The organism is Curtobacterium sp. LFS079 (genome assembly GCF_047977865.1).
GTDB lineage: Bacteria > Actinomycetota > Actinomycetes > Actinomycetales > Micrococcaceae > Arthrobacter.
In genome coordinates this window covers 508,983-523,472 of the sequence record NZ_JBFPFO010000001.1, presented here as the reverse complement: position 1 = coordinate 523,472, position 14,490 = coordinate 508,983, and the positions used below count along the sequence as shown (strand labels likewise).

Here is a 14,490-nt window from a genome sequence, read left to right as displayed (position 1 = left end):
CACCGTACGCGAGATGGGCTCCCGCGTCGCCCCTGTTCGCTCCCCGGCGAAGCGGGAATAAATGCCCGACGTCGGCCTCTTGCCAAGTATTGAACACCTGTTTAGTGTATTAAACATGCGTTCAGCAGCTGAGGATCTCAACACCCGCGCCCGTATCCGGGACGCGGCCATCGCCCTGTTCGGCCGGGACGGTTTCGCGCGCACCACCATCCGTGGGGTCGCCGCCGAATCGGGCGTGAGCCCGGGCCTGGTGATCCACCACTTCGGCAGCAAGGACGGCCTCCGCGAAGCCTGCGACAGGCATGTCATCGCGGAAACCGGTGAACAGGGACTGCGCAAGGCCCATCCCGAATCCGCCGGCCGGCAGATCCAGGAGTACCTGGCAGATCCCGGCCAATACGCCATGGAAATCGCCTACATCCGGCAGTCCCTTGGCGACGACTCGGAAGCCGGCCATGCCTTCTTCGCCGCGATCGTGCAACAGACCAAGGCGATCATCGAGGCCGGGATCTCCGCCGGCACCATCCGGGCCTTCGAGGACGTCGACGCCACCGCCGTCGTGGTGGCCAGCAACAGCCTCGCCATGCTGGTGCTCGGCAAGCACGCCGCCCGGGTCCTCGGCACCAGCGAGCTCGGACCGGACATGCTGCGTTCGCTTACCGTCCCGGCCCTGGACCTGTACACCCACGGCTTCTACGCGGACACAAGCTTCCTCGATGCTGCCCGCACGGCACTGCAGGCGCCGGCCGGCAGCACCGGGACTTCAGGCTGAAGGAAAGGGAAAACCATGGAAGCGGCAATTACGGTCGAGGGCCTGCGGAAGAGCTTCGGGTCCCGCGAGGTCCTGCACGGGATCGACTTCCAGGTGCAGGCCGGGACGGTCTTCGGCGTCATCGGACCGAACGGCGCCGGCAAGACCACCACCATGCGCTGCCTGCTGGACATCATCCGGCCCAGCGCGGGCACCCTGCGGGTGCTGGGCCAGGACCCGCGCCACGGCGGGCCGGGCCTGCGACGCCGCATCGGGTACCTCCCGGGCGAGCTCACCTTGGAGGCCAGGGTCACCGGCCGACGGCTTCTGGACCACTACGAGGCGATCAGCGGACCCGTGCGGCCCGGCCGGATCGACGAACTCGCCGAACGGCTCAACCTGGATCTCGACCACCACACGCGCAAACTGTCCAAGGGCAACAAGCAGAAACTCGGCCTGCTCCAGGCTTTCATGCACGAGCCCGAACTCCTGGTCCTGGATGAACCCACCAGCGGCCTCGATCCCCTGGTCCAACAGGAATTCCTGGCCATGGTCCAGGAAGCCCGCGACCGCGGCCAGACGGTGTTCCTCAGCTCCCACGTGCTGAGCGAAGTGCAGCAGGCGGCGGACGAAGTCGCCATCCTGCGGGACGGCCGGATCGTCACCGTCGCCACCGTCGACGCCCTGCGCGAAAGTGCCGTCCGGCACCTGCGGTTCACGGCGAACGGAATTACAGCGGGCGACGCCGGCGCGCTGCTGGGCCGGGTGCCCGGCGTCGGCGGCGTCGAGGTACTCAGCGCGGGAGACGGCGTCGAACTGACGGCGGTGCTGGAAGGCAGCATCGGGCCGCTGGTGCAGGCGCTCGCCGGACTGCAGCTGACCGACCTTGTCCTGGAGGAACCCGACCTGGAGGAATCGGTGCTCAGGCTTTATGGCAACAACGGCAATGGCCGGCGAGGCAACGGATCCCACCGGCGCGAGCCACAGGAGGAAGGAATCAGCCATGCGTAGTCCCATGCCGCTGTTCAGGCGGGCCTTTGTGGATTCCTGGCGTTCCACCCTGGGTTGGGCGGCAGGGCTCGGCGCGGCGATCGCGCTCTACCTGCCCATCTACCCATCCATCGGCGGGAGTTCGCAGATGCAGGAAATGATCAACGCCCTGCCGCCGGAGATGACCAAGGCGCTGAACTACGACCAGATCGCGTCTGGCCCCGGCTACACCCAGGCCACGGTGTTCGGGCTGATCGGCTTCCTGCTCATGACCATCGCCACGGTGTCCTGGGGCGCAGCCTTGGTGGGCGGCGACGAGGAATCGGGCCAGCTCGAGCTCACTCTCGCCCACGGCGTCACCCGCGTGCAGCTGGTGCTGGAGCGCGCCCTCGCGATGATGCTGCGGGTGGTGCTGCTGGCGGTGCTGGTCTTCGTCCTGATCCTGGCGTTGAACGATTCGGCGCACCTGTCGATCAATTCCATGCACCTGTTCGGCGCCGCCGTCGAGTTTGCCGGCCTCGCCCTGCTGAGCGGCACGGCTGCCTTGTTTGTCGGCGCCCTGAGCGGGCGGAAGGCGTACGGCCTGGCGGCCGGTGCCGCCGTCGGCGTGCTGGGGTACGTGTTCAACGCGGTGGGACGGCAAAGTCCGGACCTTGACTGGCTCCTCAACTTCTCGCCCTACCACTGGGCCTACGGGAACTCCCCGGTGGCGAACGGTGCTGACTGGGCCGCAGTCGGCTGGCTGTGGGGCATCTCCGCCGGCTTGGTCCTGCTCAGCTCGCTTGCGCTGCAGCGGCGCGACGTCGGCAGCTGAGGCGCGCGGCCGGCGTCGGGCTCGCGCTCAGGACCAAAAGTGCGGGGCGGGCTTGCGGGCGCCGGGAAGGGCGTTGTTCTCCCGCCATTCGTGGATCCATTCCGGCAGGTCAAGCGCCGCCGGCGGGGCGCCGAATTCGGCCAGGATGTCCTCTTGACTGACGGGCCGGCCCTTGCAGACGAGCCGGGTGGCGATGTGGGCGCGGGCGTAAATTTCGCCGTCGGCCACCATGCGCTGCTCGAAATAGATCGCCTTGGAATCGAGGCCGATGATCCGGGACTCGATGGTGTAGCGCTGCCACAGCTGGAGGGATTTGCGGAAGGCGATGGTCTCGCCGGAAACGACGGGCGTCCAGCCGCGGCGCCGCATCCTGTCCCAGATGCCCGCCCGCACCATGAGGTCGAAGCGGCCCAGGTCCATCAATGAGAAATACATGCCGTTGTTGACGTGCATGGCGATGTCGATGTCGGTGGGCAGGACCCGTAGCGGAAGGCTGGACTCCTCCCACACGCTCAGGCGGCTCCGGCGGGCGGACGTGAACAGCAGCAGGAGGGTTCGCAGAAGCAGGTGCATGGCACAATGCTACTCGCCGGTAACATGGGCTGGCGAGAGTTCAGCGCGGCCTGGCTCAGCGCTTCTTCGTGCCGCCAACCCCCGGGACCGACGCGACTTGTTTCATCCACTCGGCCGTCTGGCGTTCGTCGATGTCGTCCAGGGACTCGAGCTCCACACCCCGCGTTGCCCTTCCCATCCCCACCGGCGACACAGGCGGGACCGGCTCAAGCGCCACACCGTTGATGAACATGAGCTTGACGTGGCCGGCAAAGCCACCGCAGCTGAAGCACCACCCGTCGCCGACGCCGTAGTACGCCATGCCCCATTTCACGGACCGCTGGAGCCCGGGCAGCGTCCTGGCTGCCAGAGCATCGATCGATTCAGCGATTCCGCGCTGCGGCTGCGGAAGGCTGGCGATGTATGCGAAAACCGGTTTGTCGCCGACCGCCGCCTTCGCGGGGCTTGCCCGGCCGGTCATGGCTTCCGGCAGTGCGAAGGCGGCATCCGCCTCGCCAGTGTCCTTGCTGGTCATGCAGGGCATTATTCTCGCTTTGGCCCATGATCCCAAGACCGGAACCGAACCGGGTAGCAGGGGGTAATCAGGCGGCTTCGATGAGCTCGGGTCCGTTGTTGCGGACATAGTTCACCTTGTCGCTGACGACGCGGGGCACCAAGTGCGGTTCGGGCATGGAGTCCAGAAGTGCCCGGACATCGGCCTCTTTCGTTGTCTGCGGGTCGAGCCAATCGGCCCACATGTCCGGTGGGACGATCAACGGTGTGCGGTCGTGGATGTGCCCGAGAGTGTCCGAGGCCGCCGTCGTGATGATCGTAGCCGTGCGCAGCCATTTCCCGGGGTGTCCGTCGGGCAGGGCCGGGTCCGGCCAGTTCTCGAACCAGGCGGCGAACGCGAGCGGCTGGTCGCCGGGGTCGTGCAGGTAGGTCGGGATCTTTCCGCCGGCAGCTTTCTCCCATTCGTAGTACCCGTCGCTGGGGATGATGCCGCGCCGGGCGGCCGCCGCTTTCCGGAAGGATGGTTTCTCGGTGACAGTTTCCATGCGGGCGTTTATTAGGCGGGCCGCACCTTTGGTGTCCTTCGCCCACGACGGCACGAGGCCCCAGCGTGCCGTTACGAGCCTTCGCGAGACCGCCTCATCCTCGCCGCTGTTCCGGTCCAGAAGGAGCGGTATCGGATCCGTCGGGGCGACGTTCCAGCTCGCGGCCAGCTCAGGGTCAACGACCTCGCTGACAAGGTAGAAGTCCTGAATGTCTGCAGCGGAGTAGCTCATGACGAAACGGCCGCACATGAGGCCATTATTGCCGCTGACCAGGCTGATCGGCCATGTCTTGGCGGAGCTTTCCGACCAGTTTAGAAAGCCTGCTTAGCACTCTTGCGCGTGATGAACCCGGGTCCTAATCTTGGATCGTTCGCTTCTCACGAACGGTGCCCCCGCAGCCCATCCGACAGGCCGCGGGGGTTTTTCAAACCGCAGCAGGGACAAGGTGGCGGCCATGAGCGGTGAATTCGTCGTTGAAATGCCCGAGCAAGACGGCCCCCTGAAGGATTACTTGGCCACACTTCACGCCCTGCCGCCAATTGGCTACGACACCTATCATTGGGCCCTGTTCCAGGCGTTCTACGACCCTCGCACCGACCACTTCTACTGGGCCGACGGTGAAGGCTCCAGCAACAGCTACCTCTGGAATGAGTACCGTGTCGTCGCTGATCTGAAGGACGGCGACAGGGCCGCACTGGTTCGCGCGGTCAGGAACTTCTGCGACGACCATGGCGACGGCTGGGTGTTTGACTACCCCGAACACCGGTTCACGAAACATCTCCACGAGCTCGCACACGACGACCTTGCGTAGTTCAGGCAGTGGGCCTCCTCGCGCATGCAAAAAACCCCGCCTGACCGCGATTCCGCAGGTCAGACGGGGTTTCTCTTTTGGTGGCAGATGAGGGATTCGAACCCCCGTAGGCAGTGCCAGCTGATTTACAGTCAGCCCCCTTTGGCCGCTCGGGTAATCTGCCGAACTTCAAAAGAAGATCACTCACAGCAACAGATCCGTTTCCGTCTCCGTAACCGCGAGCAAGACAACCTTACAGAACTTCCGCCGAAGAATCGAATCGGGAGCATGAGGCCCGGAAATCCGCGGTTTTGGCGGCAATTAGCGGCATCAGGCCTCACCGAGGATCCGGCCGGCCAGCTTCGCCTCGAAACGCAACGCCTGCTCGGCAGTGAGCTGCCGCAGCTCCACCGCCCGCTGCAGGTCCGCATGGACCCCTTCCAGCCGGGCAGCGGCGTCGGGCACCGGACTCAGTACGACAGACGCTGCCACGGCGGCAGCTGCGACGGCGGTGCCGGCGGCCGCTGCGGCTATACCGATCGTGGTCGCGGCGGCGGTGGCGGAGCGGGCGACGTAACGTACGGGGCTCTTGCTCATGGGGGTTTCCTCCAGGGATTGTTTTCCTCCAACGGGTACAACTCTCTTCCCGGGCCCTCAGTTCCGGCCGTGCGTGTGCTGTGAGCGAACTGTGAAACCCGAACCCCGCACACAAGCGGCAGCAGACTGCACGTTCCAGACCACAGGTACTAGGCTGGTTGGCAGACAAGAGCGCCCGCGGGGCACCGCGGGGACGCAATCCACCACCCATTCCCAAGGAGAGTCATGGCAGGCGAATCCACATTCGACGTCGTCAGCAAGGTAGACAAGCAGGAAGTCGCCAACGCGCTCAACCAGTCCCAGAAGGAAATCGCCCAGCGGTACGACTTCAAGGGCGTCGGCGCCGAGATCGACTTCAGCGGCGAGAAGATCCTCATGAAGGCCAACTCCGAGGAACGCGTCAAGGCCGTCCTGGACGTCTTCCAGTCCAAGCTGATCAAGCGCGGCATCTCCCTGAAGTCCCTGGACGAAGGCGAGCCCTACCCCTCCGGCAAGGAGTTCCGCCTGGAGTGCTCCATCAAGGAGGGCATCGCCCAGGACATCGCCAAGAAAATCAACAAGATCATCCGCGACGAAGCCCCCAAGTCCGTCAAGTCCCAGATCCAGGGCGACGAACTCCGCGTCACCTCCAAGTCCCGCGATGACCTGCAGGCAACCATGGCCATCCTGAAGAACTTCGAGGAAGCCGACCTGCAGTTCGTGAACTTCCGCAGCTAACAGGCCGCCGAGTCCGCAGAACCGTCGAGGGCCGCAGCGATCATCCGTGATCCTACGGCCCTCGTCTTGTTTCCGGCAGTCCCTGGGACCGCAAGGGCCCAGGCGCCACGGGTTCCTTGCGCGAAAGCGGCGGTGTAGCATCTTGCCACCGTGACGGTCTCGCGGCGGCCTTGCCTTGGTCCACCGCCGACGTCCCGGTACTGCTCAGCCCTACATCTGGGGGGTCGGGCGGGGCGTGGCCCCCTACCTCAATTCAGCGAGAGGGGGCCACCTCCACCCAAAGGCCGGCCCCGGAGGCCCCCGCCCGGAGGCGTGCCCCGGACCCACTCGCGGCCACACCCCGCAACTTTACGCAATTACCTCACGAAATCTTTGCGTATTCCGCCGTGGCTTGTAAGGTACTGGCTTAGGTGAGCCTAACGATGGCTACCCTAAGAGAAAGCACCGTTATGACAGCCAACTTCCTGATCGGCCTGCGCGAAGGCCTGGAGGCAACCCTCGTGGTGGTCCTGCTGATGGCCTACCTCGTCAAGACCGGCCGCCGTTCCCTGATGCCCCGCCTGTGGGCCGGCGTGGGGATCGCCGTCACCGTATCGGTTGCCTTCGGTGCCGTGCTGACGTTCGGGCCGCGCGGCCTCAGTTTCGAGGCCCAGGAAGCGATCGGCGGCGGACTGTCGATCATCGCGGTAGCCCTGGTCACGTGGATGGTGTTCTGGATGGCCCGGACCGCCCGTTCCCTTGGCGGCGAACTGAAGTCCCGCGTGGACAAAGTGGCCGACGGCGCCGCATGGGGCCTGGTGCTCGTGGCCACTCTCGCGGTGGGCCGCGAGGGCCTTGAAACCGCACTCTTCCTGTGGGCCGCGGCCCAGGCCAGCGGAGAATCCACGACGCCGCTGCTCGGCGCGCTGCTCGGCCTCGCCCTGGCTGCCGGGCTGGGTTACCTGCTGCACCGCGGCGTCCTCAAGGTCAACCTCTCCCGCTTCTTCAGCTGGACCGGAATCGGCCTGATCGTCATCGCCGCCGGCGTGCTCGCCTACGGCATCCATGACCTCCAGGAAGCAGGCATCCTGCCGGGGCTGCACAGCCTCGCCTTCGACGTCTCGGCCGCCGTCCCGCCGTCGTCCTGGTACGGCACCCTGTTGAAGGGAACCCTCAACTTCTCCCCGGCCACCACCTGGCTTGAAGCGGCGGCGTGGGTCCTTTTCGCCGTCCCCGTCCTGTACTTCTACCTCCGCAGCACCCTGGCGGCCCCGCCCGCCGCGCCCCGCACCGGCGTCGAGCACCCCGTTCGTGCCGAGGCCGCCGCGGCCTGAACTTCCCGGCACCACCCCCAATAACTCGCACCCCCCGAACCTAAAGGAACATCCATGCCTGGCTCCGCCCTGCCCAAAACGGCCCCGACCTTCGCCCCGGCGCGGAAGCATCTTGCCCTGATCGCCGTCGCCGCGGTGCTCCCGCTGGCCTTGTCCGCGTGCACCGATAACGGCAACGGTGCCGCAGCCGGCGCCAGCAGCGACGGCTCCATCCAGGTCAGCAGCACGGACACCGAATGCAAGGTTTCAGCCGCTTCCGCGTCCAGCGGCAACCTCAGCTTCTCGGTCAAGAACGACGGCAAACAGGTCACCGAGTTCTACTTGCTGGCCGAGGACGGGCTGCGCATTGTCGGCGAGGTCGAAAACATCGGGCCCGGCCTGACCCGCAAGCTGGTGGTCGCTGCCGACGCCGGCAAGTACACCACCGCGTGCAAGCCCGGCATGCAGGGTGACGGCATCCGCGCCGCGTTCGAGGTCACCGACTCCGGTTCCAAGTCCGCCGTCGACGGCGACCTGAAGAAGGTCCTGGACACCGGCGTCCAGCAGTACGCGTCTTACGTCAAGGACCAGACCGAGCAGCTTGTGGCCGGGACCAAGGACTTCGCGGCGGCCTACGCTGCGGGCGACACCGCCAAGGCGCGGGAGCTCTATGCAGCCACTCGCATGCACTGGGAGCGGATCGAACCCGTGGCGGAATCCTTCGGCGACCTCGATCCCAAGCTGGACGCCCGGGAAGCGGACCTGGAACCGGGACAGAAGTGGACCGGCTGGCACCGTGCGGAGAAGGACCTCTTCCCGCCGGCAGGTTTCAAGCAGCTGACCGCCGCCGAGCGCAGTGTCCTCGCCAAGCAGCTTGTCGCAGACACCGAGGAACTGGGCAAGCGCACCCGCACGGTGGAGCTGACCCCGCACACCCTGGGCAACGGCGCCAAGGAGCTCCTCGACGAAGTTGCCACGGGCAAAGTCACGGGCGAAGAGGAAATCTGGTCGCACACCGACCTGTGGGACTTCCAGGCCAACGTCGACGGCGCCCGGATCGCCTACGAAAGCCTCAAGCCAGCGCTGCTGCGCAAGGATGCCGTACTGGCCAAGAACCTCGACGAGAAGTTCGCCGCGCTGCAGGCCGAACTGAAGAAGCACGCCAAGGGCGAGGGCTTCACGTACTACAACGAGCTCAGCCCGGCACAGGTCAAGCAGCTCGCCTCGCTGGTGGACTCCCTGGGCGAACCCCTGTCCAAGCTCACCTCGGCTGTGGTCCTGTGAGCGGCTGCCCATTCTCCGGCGGCCAGGCTGCCGGAGAGTCCGTGACACCTGCCGAATCCCGGCCATCCGAAGAGTCGCCCTCCGCCGTATCCGCGGCGAAGAAGGGCGGGTTCTCCCGCCGCGGCCTGTTTTCCCTTGCCGGTGTCGGCGGCGCCGGTGCGGCGGCAGGGATCGCCGCCGGATTACTTGGCCATGACACCCTGGCCGCTGCTGCCGAACCCGCGGAACACCGCGACGACGTCATACCGTTCCACGGGGAACGCCAGGCCGGAATCACGACGCCGGCGCAGGACCGGCTGCACATGGCCGCCTTCGACATCACCACCGAGGACCGCGCCGCCCTCGTCCAGCTCCTCAAGGACTGGACGGCAGCGGCCGAGGCCATGACGGCGGGCCGCACCACCGGTGCCACGGGCGCCGTCGACGGCCCCTACGACGCCCCGCCGGAGGACACGGGCGAGGCCCTCGACCTGGCGGCAGGCAAGCTGACCCTGACCTTCGGGTTCGGTGCGAGCCTGTTCGAAAAGGACGGCAAAGCGCGCTTCGGCCTGGCCGGCAAGCGGCCCGATGCCCTGATCGACCTGCCGCATTTCCCCGGGGACGACCTCGAACCCGGCCGGAGCGGCGGCGACATCGTGGTGCAGGCCTGTGCCGACGATCCGCAAGTGGCCGTGCACGCGATCCGCAACCTGGCCCGGATCGGCTTCGGCAAGACCCGGGTCCGCTGGTCGCAGCTGGGCTTCGGCAGGACCTCCTCAACGTCCCGCGCACAGCAGACTCCGCGCAACCTCTTCGGTTTCAAGGACGGCACGGCCAACCCCAAGGCAGAGGATTCCGAGCTGCTCCAGGAACATGTCTGGGCCACTGCCGGCAAGCGTGCCGGTGAGGCCTGGATGGCCGGCGGAAGCTACCTCGTGGCCCGCCGGATCCGCATGCACATCGAGATCTGGGACCGGACCTCGCTGGGCGAACAGGAAGGCCTGATCGGCCGCACCAAGGGCACCGGTGCGCCGCTGTCCGGCGGCGAAGAATTCACCGCCCCGGACTTCGACATCAAAGGCAAGGACGGCAAACCGCTCATGCCCATGGATTCCCACGTCCGGCTGGCACATGCGAGCCAGAACAACGGAGTAAAGATGCTCCGCCGGGGCTACAACTACACGGACGGCTCGGACGGCCTGGGCCACTTGGACGCGGGCCTGTTCTTCATCGCCTTCGTCAAGGACCCGCGCACCCACTACGTGCCCATGCAGATGGCAATGGCCAAGAGCGACACGCTGGCCCTTGAGTACCTCAAGCACACCGGCTCCGGCCTCTTCGCCGTGCCTCCAGGCACCAGGCCCGGCGGCTTCATCGGAGAGGGCCTCTTCGCGTGAAAACCGCCGTCGTTGAACCCAGCGACGGCACTGACGCACCAGCAACACAAGCAGCAGGAACAAAAACACCGGTAACCGCCCCGGCGGGACGCCCGGTCATCACCACCGTACTGATGGCGCTTTTGTGCACCATTGGCTGGCTGGCGTCCGTTGTGGCCGGCGGCCTGGTCGACTGCGGCCCGATGGTGCACCGTTTGGCCCTCGCAGGGCACATCCTGGCCCTCGTGCTGTCTTTCGGCGCCATCATCGTGGTGGACTGGGTCGGATTCCTGTGGCTTCTCGGCCGCCGCGACATCCACGACACCAGTCGCATTGAATCCGCTGCCCAGCCGTTGATCTGGTGCGGCCTGGCCGCCCTGTTGGTCACCGGGTCCCTGATTGATCCGGATCTGGGCAATCCGATGACGCAGTTCAAGCTGGGGTGCGTGCTGGTGCTCATGCTCAACGGCATCGCATTGGCGCCCACCATGAAGAGGCTGCATGCCTTGCCCCGGGGCACCCTGTTCTCAGCAATGGCCGGGCCCCTGCGCAGGCACCTCCTGATTGCCCTGTGCATCTCCCAAGGCTGCTGGTGGGCGTGCGTCCTGGTGGGTCTGCTCAACAGCACGCTCCGCCGCTGGACGGGTGGTTGAGGGACGGGCCGCTGAGGCTTACGGCCGCCCGGCCATCCGTTCCAGCCGCTCGATGCGCTCGCGCATCGGCGGGTGGGTTGCGAACAGCTTGATAATCGCGCCGCCGCGGAACGGGTTGGCGATCATCAGGTGCGAGGTGTTCACCAGGCGCTGGTCCTGCGGCAACGGCACCTGGGCCACGCCCGAGTCGATCTTTCGCAGGGCCGAGGCGAGCGCCAACGGATCGCCGGTGAGGGCGGCACCGTCCTCGTCGGCGTCGTACTCCCTGGTGCGGGAAATGGCCAGCTGGATCATGGAGGCAGCCAGAGGCGCCAGGAGCGCGAGCGCGATCATCGCGATCGGGTTCGCGTTCCGGCGGTCGCCGCCGCCGAAGAAGAGCATCATCTGCCCCACCGAGGTGATGACGCCGGCGACGGCGGCAGCCACCGAAGAGGTCAGGATGTCCCGGTTGTAAACGTGCATGAGCTCGTGGCCGAGGACGCCGCGCAGCTCGCGGGCGTCGAGCATGTGCAGGATTCCTTCAGTGCAGCAGACCGCGGCGTTCTTCGGGTTGCGGCCGGTGGCGAAGGCGTTCGGCGTCATCGTGGGCGAAAGGTAGATCCGCGGCATCGGCTGGTTGGCTCGCACGGACAGCTCCCGGACTATCTGGTACAGCCCGGGCGCCTCCGCCTCCGTCACGGGATAGGCCTGCATGGAACGGAGGGCGATCTTGTCGCTGTTCCAGTAGCCGTACGCTGTGGTCCCGATGCCGATCAGCGCCATGATCAGGATGGGCGCCGAACTGCGGGTCCCGACCCCGATCAGCGCGCCAAGCCCCAGCAGCACCGCCCAGAGGACGCCGAAAAGGGCCGCGGTCTTCAGTCCGTTGTGATGATTGTGCACGTCACTGCTTTCTTGCGGTGAAGGATTGGTCTTCTGTTTCGTATAACGCCGACGGCGGCGCGGACGTTCCACCGTCAGCCGCCGGTGCGCGCGGCACCGGCGTCAGGGCAGGGGATGGTGGGCGTCGTACTGCAGGAATCCCTTCTGCCGCCGGGCAACAAGCGAGGACACCGCGATGCAGAGCGCCCCGCCCAGGAGCAGCACCCAGCCCTCGCTGAGCACCTTGGTGACGCCGCCGGCCAGCATGTCGCCGATCCTCGGCCCGCCGGCAACCACCACGATGAAGACGCCCTGGAGCCTGCCCCGCAGATGGTCCGGCGTGGCCGACTGCAGGATGGTGGTCCGGAAGACGGCGCTGACCGAATCGGAGACACCCGCGAGTACGCAGCACAGCGCGGCCGGAAGCAGCCACCAGGTGGCACCCCCGCGGCCGGAACTGCCGGCCAGGACCACCACCAGGCCGAAGGCCCCTATCGAGAAGCCCCAGCCGGCCACGGACCAGACGACGGCACTGCCTTGCCTGCGGACCCGTCCGAGCGGCCCGGAGAACAGCCCGGCGAAGAAGGCGCCCACCGCCGTCGCCGCCAGCAGCACGCCCACGGTGGTTTCCCCGCCGCCGATCATCGTGGCAGCGATGGCCGGCATGAGGGCCCGCGGCTGGGCGCAGATCATGGCGATCAGGTCGATCACGAACGTCATCCGGACATTGGGCCGGGTGCCGAGGAAGCGGAAGCCTTCCACCACCGAACGCAGCCCGGGCCGGCCTGCACCGTCGGACGGAGGCAGGGCAGGCAGCTTGAACAGACCCCAGAGGGCGAAAGTGAAACTCAGGACGTCGATGGTGTACGTCCACCCGAAGCCGATGGTGGCCACCAGCACGCCCGCCAGCAGCGGTCCCGCCGTCATGGACAGGCCCATGGTGAGCATGCTGAGGGCATTGGCCGCCGGCAGGAGTTCCTTGCGGACCAGCAGCGGAATGATGGCGCTGCGCGCCGGGGCGTTGATGCCCTGCGCGCCGCTTTGCACGGCCACCAGGAAATAGAGGATCCAGACGTTGCCGAGCCCCAGCCAGGCCTGCAGGGCAAGCCCGGCCGTGCTCATCCACAGCACCAGGGACGCCGCGATGGCCACTTTCCTGCGGTCGAACGCGTCCGCCACGGAGCCGCCGAAGAGCCCGGCAACCACCAGTGGCACGAGGGCAAAGATGCTCAACAGACCGACATAAAGGCTCTGCTGGGTGACGCGGTACACCTCCAGGCTGACGGCGACCAGGGTGAGCTGGGAGCCGACGGCGGCAACGGAGGATCCCAGCCAAAGGCGCCGGAACGCCGGACTTTCCCGGAGCGGGGTGATGTCTGCCAGAAGTTTTGCCACTGCCCCACCCTACCCAGAATGACGTAGCGGACTCCCGGATCGCGCCGTCACTTGCTAGGCTCCGGAGTCGGGGGAAAGGAGATGGCATGCCCATGGCACGGCGCCTGCTCTTCCGTTCGAGCATGTGGGAAGTCGCGCGCCCACGGACTCCGCTCACGGAAGGCCACTTCATGGTCCGCCTCAGCGACCCCGCAACCCCCTTCACCGAGGAGTCGGCCGCCGACTGGCTGCTCTGCTATTCAGCCGCCCGCGCCGCCCTGGACGAAGTGCTCCACAGCAGCCTCTGCACGGTCATGTTCCCTTTCCGCTGGCACCCTCTCGGCTCCGCGATCGGCGAACCGGCCGCGGAATCCTCCACGCCGGGTTTCCACCTTTTCGCCCGCTGGGCCGGGGAAACCACGACGCCGGGCGGGCAGCTCGCGCTGCCGGCCCACCGCCGTCGGGCAGCCGGTCCGTTCGATGGGCTGGATGCCTCGCTGCGCTCCGCCCTGCAGCGCGCGGCAGTGCGTGCGGCGGCCGGGCGCCCGGAATTCCCGCAGCTCGCCTGGGTTCCCGGAGGCGGTGACGGCGACCGCCACCACGTCCTGGTCCCGGAACCGGACGTCGACGCCGTGTCCCAGCTGCCGCCGTCGTCGCTCCTTTCCCTGGCAGCGGCCCTGGAGGATCTGCCCACCGGCGACGGCGTCACCGGGTACAGCTGCGTCATGACCGACTCGGCGGGCTCGGGGACGCGGCTGGAGCTGCACGCGCTGGGCCGTTCCGCGGGCGAGGAACGCAACCCCTTGGAATCCCCGGAAAATTTCCCGGAAGTTAGCCGCGCCTTATTGTGATCTACTCAAAATAAATGTTTCAATGAGTGCATGACAGATCACACGGCCGAACAGCAGGCATGGGCGGCGGCCCTGCATGCCCACGGCCGCCGTGTCACCAAGCAACGGCTCGCTGTCCTGGCCGCCGTCGAACGCAACCCCCATTCGCCGGCGGAGGGAATCCTCGCCGCCGCGCGCAAGGAACTCCCGGAACTGACAGCGCAATCGGTCTATGTGGTGCTGAGCGACCTCACCGAACTGGAAATGGTTCGCCGCTTCGAGCCCCCGCACTCCCCCGCGCTGTACGAAACCCGGGTGGGAGACAACCACCACCACGCCGTATGCACCATATGCGGCCGGGTGGAGGACGTGGATTGCGCCGTGGGCCACGCACCTTGCCTGACACCGCATTGGGATGAGCACTCAAAGCCGATGACCATCCAGATCGCGGACGTCCTGTACCAGGGAATCTGCCAGGACTGCCAGGCCAAAGAACTTCAGGCGACGCCTTAGCCCCCTGGTCGCACCGCGACCGGATGGCTTCGGCCCGACTGGACTACCTCTGTAAACCA

Annotated in this window: 17 protein-coding genes and 1 tRNA gene; 11 read left to right on the top strand and 7 right to left on the bottom strand. The window is 66.8% G+C overall.

The window, feature by feature from the left end; genetic code table 11:
• Positions 1–115 precede the first annotated feature (115 nt).
• The 3 genes from ACNQPB_RS02415 to ACNQPB_RS02405 are packed head-to-tail and all read left to right on the top strand — an operon-like array spanning position 116 to position 2,555.
• The gene (locus tag ACNQPB_RS02415) at positions 116–772 is read left to right on the top strand and encodes a TetR/AcrR family transcriptional regulator (protein ID WP_498748794.1); all 657 of its coding nucleotides are present in this window, start codon (positions 116–118) and stop codon (positions 770–772) included.
• Between the two features lie 15 nt (positions 773–787).
• Positions 788–1,762, top strand: a complete 975-nt coding sequence (locus tag ACNQPB_RS02410) for an ABC transporter ATP-binding protein (protein ID WP_498748792.1) — start codon at positions 788–790, stop codon at positions 1,760–1,762.
• On the top strand, positions 1,755–2,555 hold the full coding sequence (locus ACNQPB_RS02405; RefSeq protein ID WP_498748790.1) for an efflux permease Rv1217c-related protein: 801 nt from the start codon (positions 1,755–1,757) through the stop codon (positions 2,553–2,555). The genes ACNQPB_RS02410 and ACNQPB_RS02405 overlap by 8 nt, the downstream gene beginning before the upstream one ends.
• A gap of 27 nt (positions 2,556–2,582) precedes the next feature.
• Here ACNQPB_RS02405 and ACNQPB_RS02400 read toward each other — a convergent pair whose 3' ends face one another.
• From ACNQPB_RS02400 to ACNQPB_RS02390, 3 genes are all read right to left on the bottom strand, one after another.
• Positions 2,583–3,128 carry an acyl-CoA thioesterase gene (locus tag ACNQPB_RS02400; protein WP_498748788.1) on the bottom strand — a complete coding sequence of 182 codons (546 nt, stop codon included), beginning with the start codon at positions 3,126–3,128 and terminating at the stop codon, positions 2,583–2,585.
• Between the two features lie 55 nt (positions 3,129–3,183).
• Positions 3,184–3,642: a DUF1801 domain-containing protein gene (locus ACNQPB_RS02395; RefSeq protein ID WP_498748786.1), complete on the bottom strand. Its 459-nt coding sequence runs from the start codon at positions 3,640–3,642 to the stop codon at positions 3,184–3,186.
• 67 nt (positions 3,643–3,709) lie between these two features.
• A complete protein-coding gene (locus tag ACNQPB_RS02390; protein ID WP_498748784.1) occupies positions 3,710–4,414 on the bottom strand; it encodes an SOS response-associated peptidase in 705 nt (234 codons plus the stop codon).
• A 205-nt stretch (positions 4,415–4,619) separates the two neighbouring features.
• Between ACNQPB_RS02390 and ACNQPB_RS02385 the strand changes: the two genes are divergently transcribed.
• Entirely contained in the window at positions 4,620–4,976 is a 357-nt protein-coding gene (locus ACNQPB_RS02385; RefSeq protein ID WP_498748782.1) for a hypothetical protein, read from the top strand.
• A gap of 78 nt (positions 4,977–5,054) precedes the next feature.
• Here the strand turns inward: ACNQPB_RS02385 and ACNQPB_RS02380 are convergent.
• A tRNA-Tyr gene (locus tag ACNQPB_RS02380) sits at positions 5,055–5,139 on the bottom strand.
• A 146-nt stretch (positions 5,140–5,285) separates the two neighbouring features.
• Complete coding sequence (locus ACNQPB_RS02375) at positions 5,286–5,552, bottom strand: hypothetical protein (protein ID WP_498748780.1); 267 nt, start codon at positions 5,550–5,552, stop codon at positions 5,286–5,288.
• 225 nt (positions 5,553–5,777) lie between these two features.
• On the opposite strand from ACNQPB_RS02375, the gene ACNQPB_RS02370 reads away from it, so the two are divergent.
• From ACNQPB_RS02370 to ACNQPB_RS02350, 5 genes are all read left to right on the top strand, one after another.
• Complete coding sequence (locus tag ACNQPB_RS02370; protein ID WP_498748778.1) at positions 5,778–6,269, top strand: YajQ family cyclic di-GMP-binding protein; 492 nt, start codon at positions 5,778–5,780, stop codon at positions 6,267–6,269.
• Between the two features lie 449 nt (positions 6,270–6,718).
• A complete protein-coding gene (gene efeU / locus ACNQPB_RS02365; protein ID WP_498748776.1) occupies positions 6,719–7,582 on the top strand; it encodes an iron uptake transporter permease EfeU in 864 nt (287 codons plus the stop codon).
• 54 nt (positions 7,583–7,636) lie between these two features.
• Entirely contained in the window at positions 7,637–8,845 is a 1,209-nt protein-coding gene (gene efeO, locus ACNQPB_RS02360; protein WP_498748774.1) for an iron uptake system protein EfeO, read from the top strand.
• Between the two features lie 41 nt (positions 8,846–8,886).
• On the top strand, positions 8,887–10,221 hold the full coding sequence (gene efeB, locus ACNQPB_RS02355) for an iron uptake transporter deferrochelatase/peroxidase subunit (protein ID WP_498748772.1): 1,335 nt from the start codon (positions 8,887–8,889) through the stop codon (positions 10,219–10,221).
• Positions 10,218–10,853 (top strand): hypothetical protein, encoded by a 636-nt coding sequence (locus ACNQPB_RS02350; protein WP_498748771.1) that lies wholly within the window; start codon positions 10,218–10,220, stop codon positions 10,851–10,853. Before efeB ends, ACNQPB_RS02350 begins: the two co-directional genes overlap by 4 nt.
• Before the next feature lie 18 nt (positions 10,854–10,871).
• On the opposite strand, the gene htpX is transcribed toward ACNQPB_RS02350, so the two are convergent.
• Both htpX and ACNQPB_RS02340 read right to left on the bottom strand, forming a co-directional pair.
• Positions 10,872–11,735, bottom strand: a complete 864-nt coding sequence (htpX, locus tag ACNQPB_RS02345; RefSeq protein WP_498748770.1) for a zinc metalloprotease HtpX — start codon at positions 11,733–11,735, stop codon at positions 10,872–10,874.
• Between the two features lie 102 nt (positions 11,736–11,837).
• Positions 11,838–13,109: an MFS transporter gene (locus ACNQPB_RS02340; RefSeq protein ID WP_498748768.1), complete on the bottom strand. Its 1,272-nt coding sequence runs from the start codon at positions 13,107–13,109 to the stop codon at positions 11,838–11,840.
• An 86-nt stretch (positions 13,110–13,195) separates the two neighbouring features.
• Here ACNQPB_RS02340 and ACNQPB_RS02335 point away from each other — a divergent pair, with 86 nt between their 5' ends.
• Both ACNQPB_RS02335 and ACNQPB_RS02330 read left to right on the top strand, forming a co-directional pair.
• Entirely contained in the window at positions 13,196–13,939 is a 744-nt protein-coding gene (locus tag ACNQPB_RS02335; RefSeq protein ID WP_498748766.1) for a hypothetical protein, read from the top strand.
• Positions 13,940–13,969: 30 nt separating this feature from the next.
• Complete coding sequence (locus ACNQPB_RS02330) at positions 13,970–14,431, top strand: Fur family transcriptional regulator (RefSeq protein WP_498748764.1); 462 nt, start codon at positions 13,970–13,972, stop codon at positions 14,429–14,431.
• Positions 14,432–14,490: the final 59 nt, after the last annotated feature.

Coding starts and splice junctions, on each gene's coding strand:
- ACNQPB_RS02415 (WP_498748794.1), top strand. CDS start 116: ATGCGTTCAGCAGCTGAGGATCTCAACACCCGCGCCCGTATCCGGGAC.
- ACNQPB_RS02410 (WP_498748792.1), top strand. CDS start 788: ATGGAAGCGGCAATTACGGTCGAGGGCCTGCGGAAGAGCTTCGGGTCC.
- ACNQPB_RS02405 (WP_498748790.1), top strand. CDS start 1,755: ATGCGTAGTCCCATGCCGCTGTTCAGGCGGGCCTTTGTGGATTCCTGG.
- ACNQPB_RS02400 (WP_498748788.1), bottom strand. CDS start 3,128: ATGCACCTGCTTCTGCGAACCCTCCTGCTGCTGTTCACGTCCGCCCGC.
- ACNQPB_RS02395 (WP_498748786.1), bottom strand. CDS start 3,642: ATGACCAGCAAGGACACTGGCGAGGCGGATGCCGCCTTCGCACTGCCG.
- ACNQPB_RS02390 (WP_498748784.1), bottom strand. CDS start 4,414: ATGTGCGGCCGTTTCGTCATGAGCTACTCCGCTGCAGACATTCAGGAC.
- ACNQPB_RS02385 (WP_498748782.1), top strand. CDS start 4,620: ATGAGCGGTGAATTCGTCGTTGAAATGCCCGAGCAAGACGGCCCCCTG.
- ACNQPB_RS02375 (WP_498748780.1), bottom strand. CDS start 5,552: ATGAGCAAGAGCCCCGTACGTTACGTCGCCCGCTCCGCCACCGCCGCC.
- ACNQPB_RS02370 (WP_498748778.1), top strand. CDS start 5,778: ATGGCAGGCGAATCCACATTCGACGTCGTCAGCAAGGTAGACAAGCAG.
- efeU (WP_498748776.1), top strand. CDS start 6,719: ATGACAGCCAACTTCCTGATCGGCCTGCGCGAAGGCCTGGAGGCAACC.
- efeO (WP_498748774.1), top strand. CDS start 7,637: ATGCCTGGCTCCGCCCTGCCCAAAACGGCCCCGACCTTCGCCCCGGCG.
- ACNQPB_RS02335 (WP_498748766.1), top strand. CDS start 13,196: ATGCCCATGGCACGGCGCCTGCTCTTCCGTTCGAGCATGTGGGAAGTC.
- ACNQPB_RS02330 (WP_498748764.1), top strand. CDS start 13,970: ATGACAGATCACACGGCCGAACAGCAGGCATGGGCGGCGGCCCTGCAT.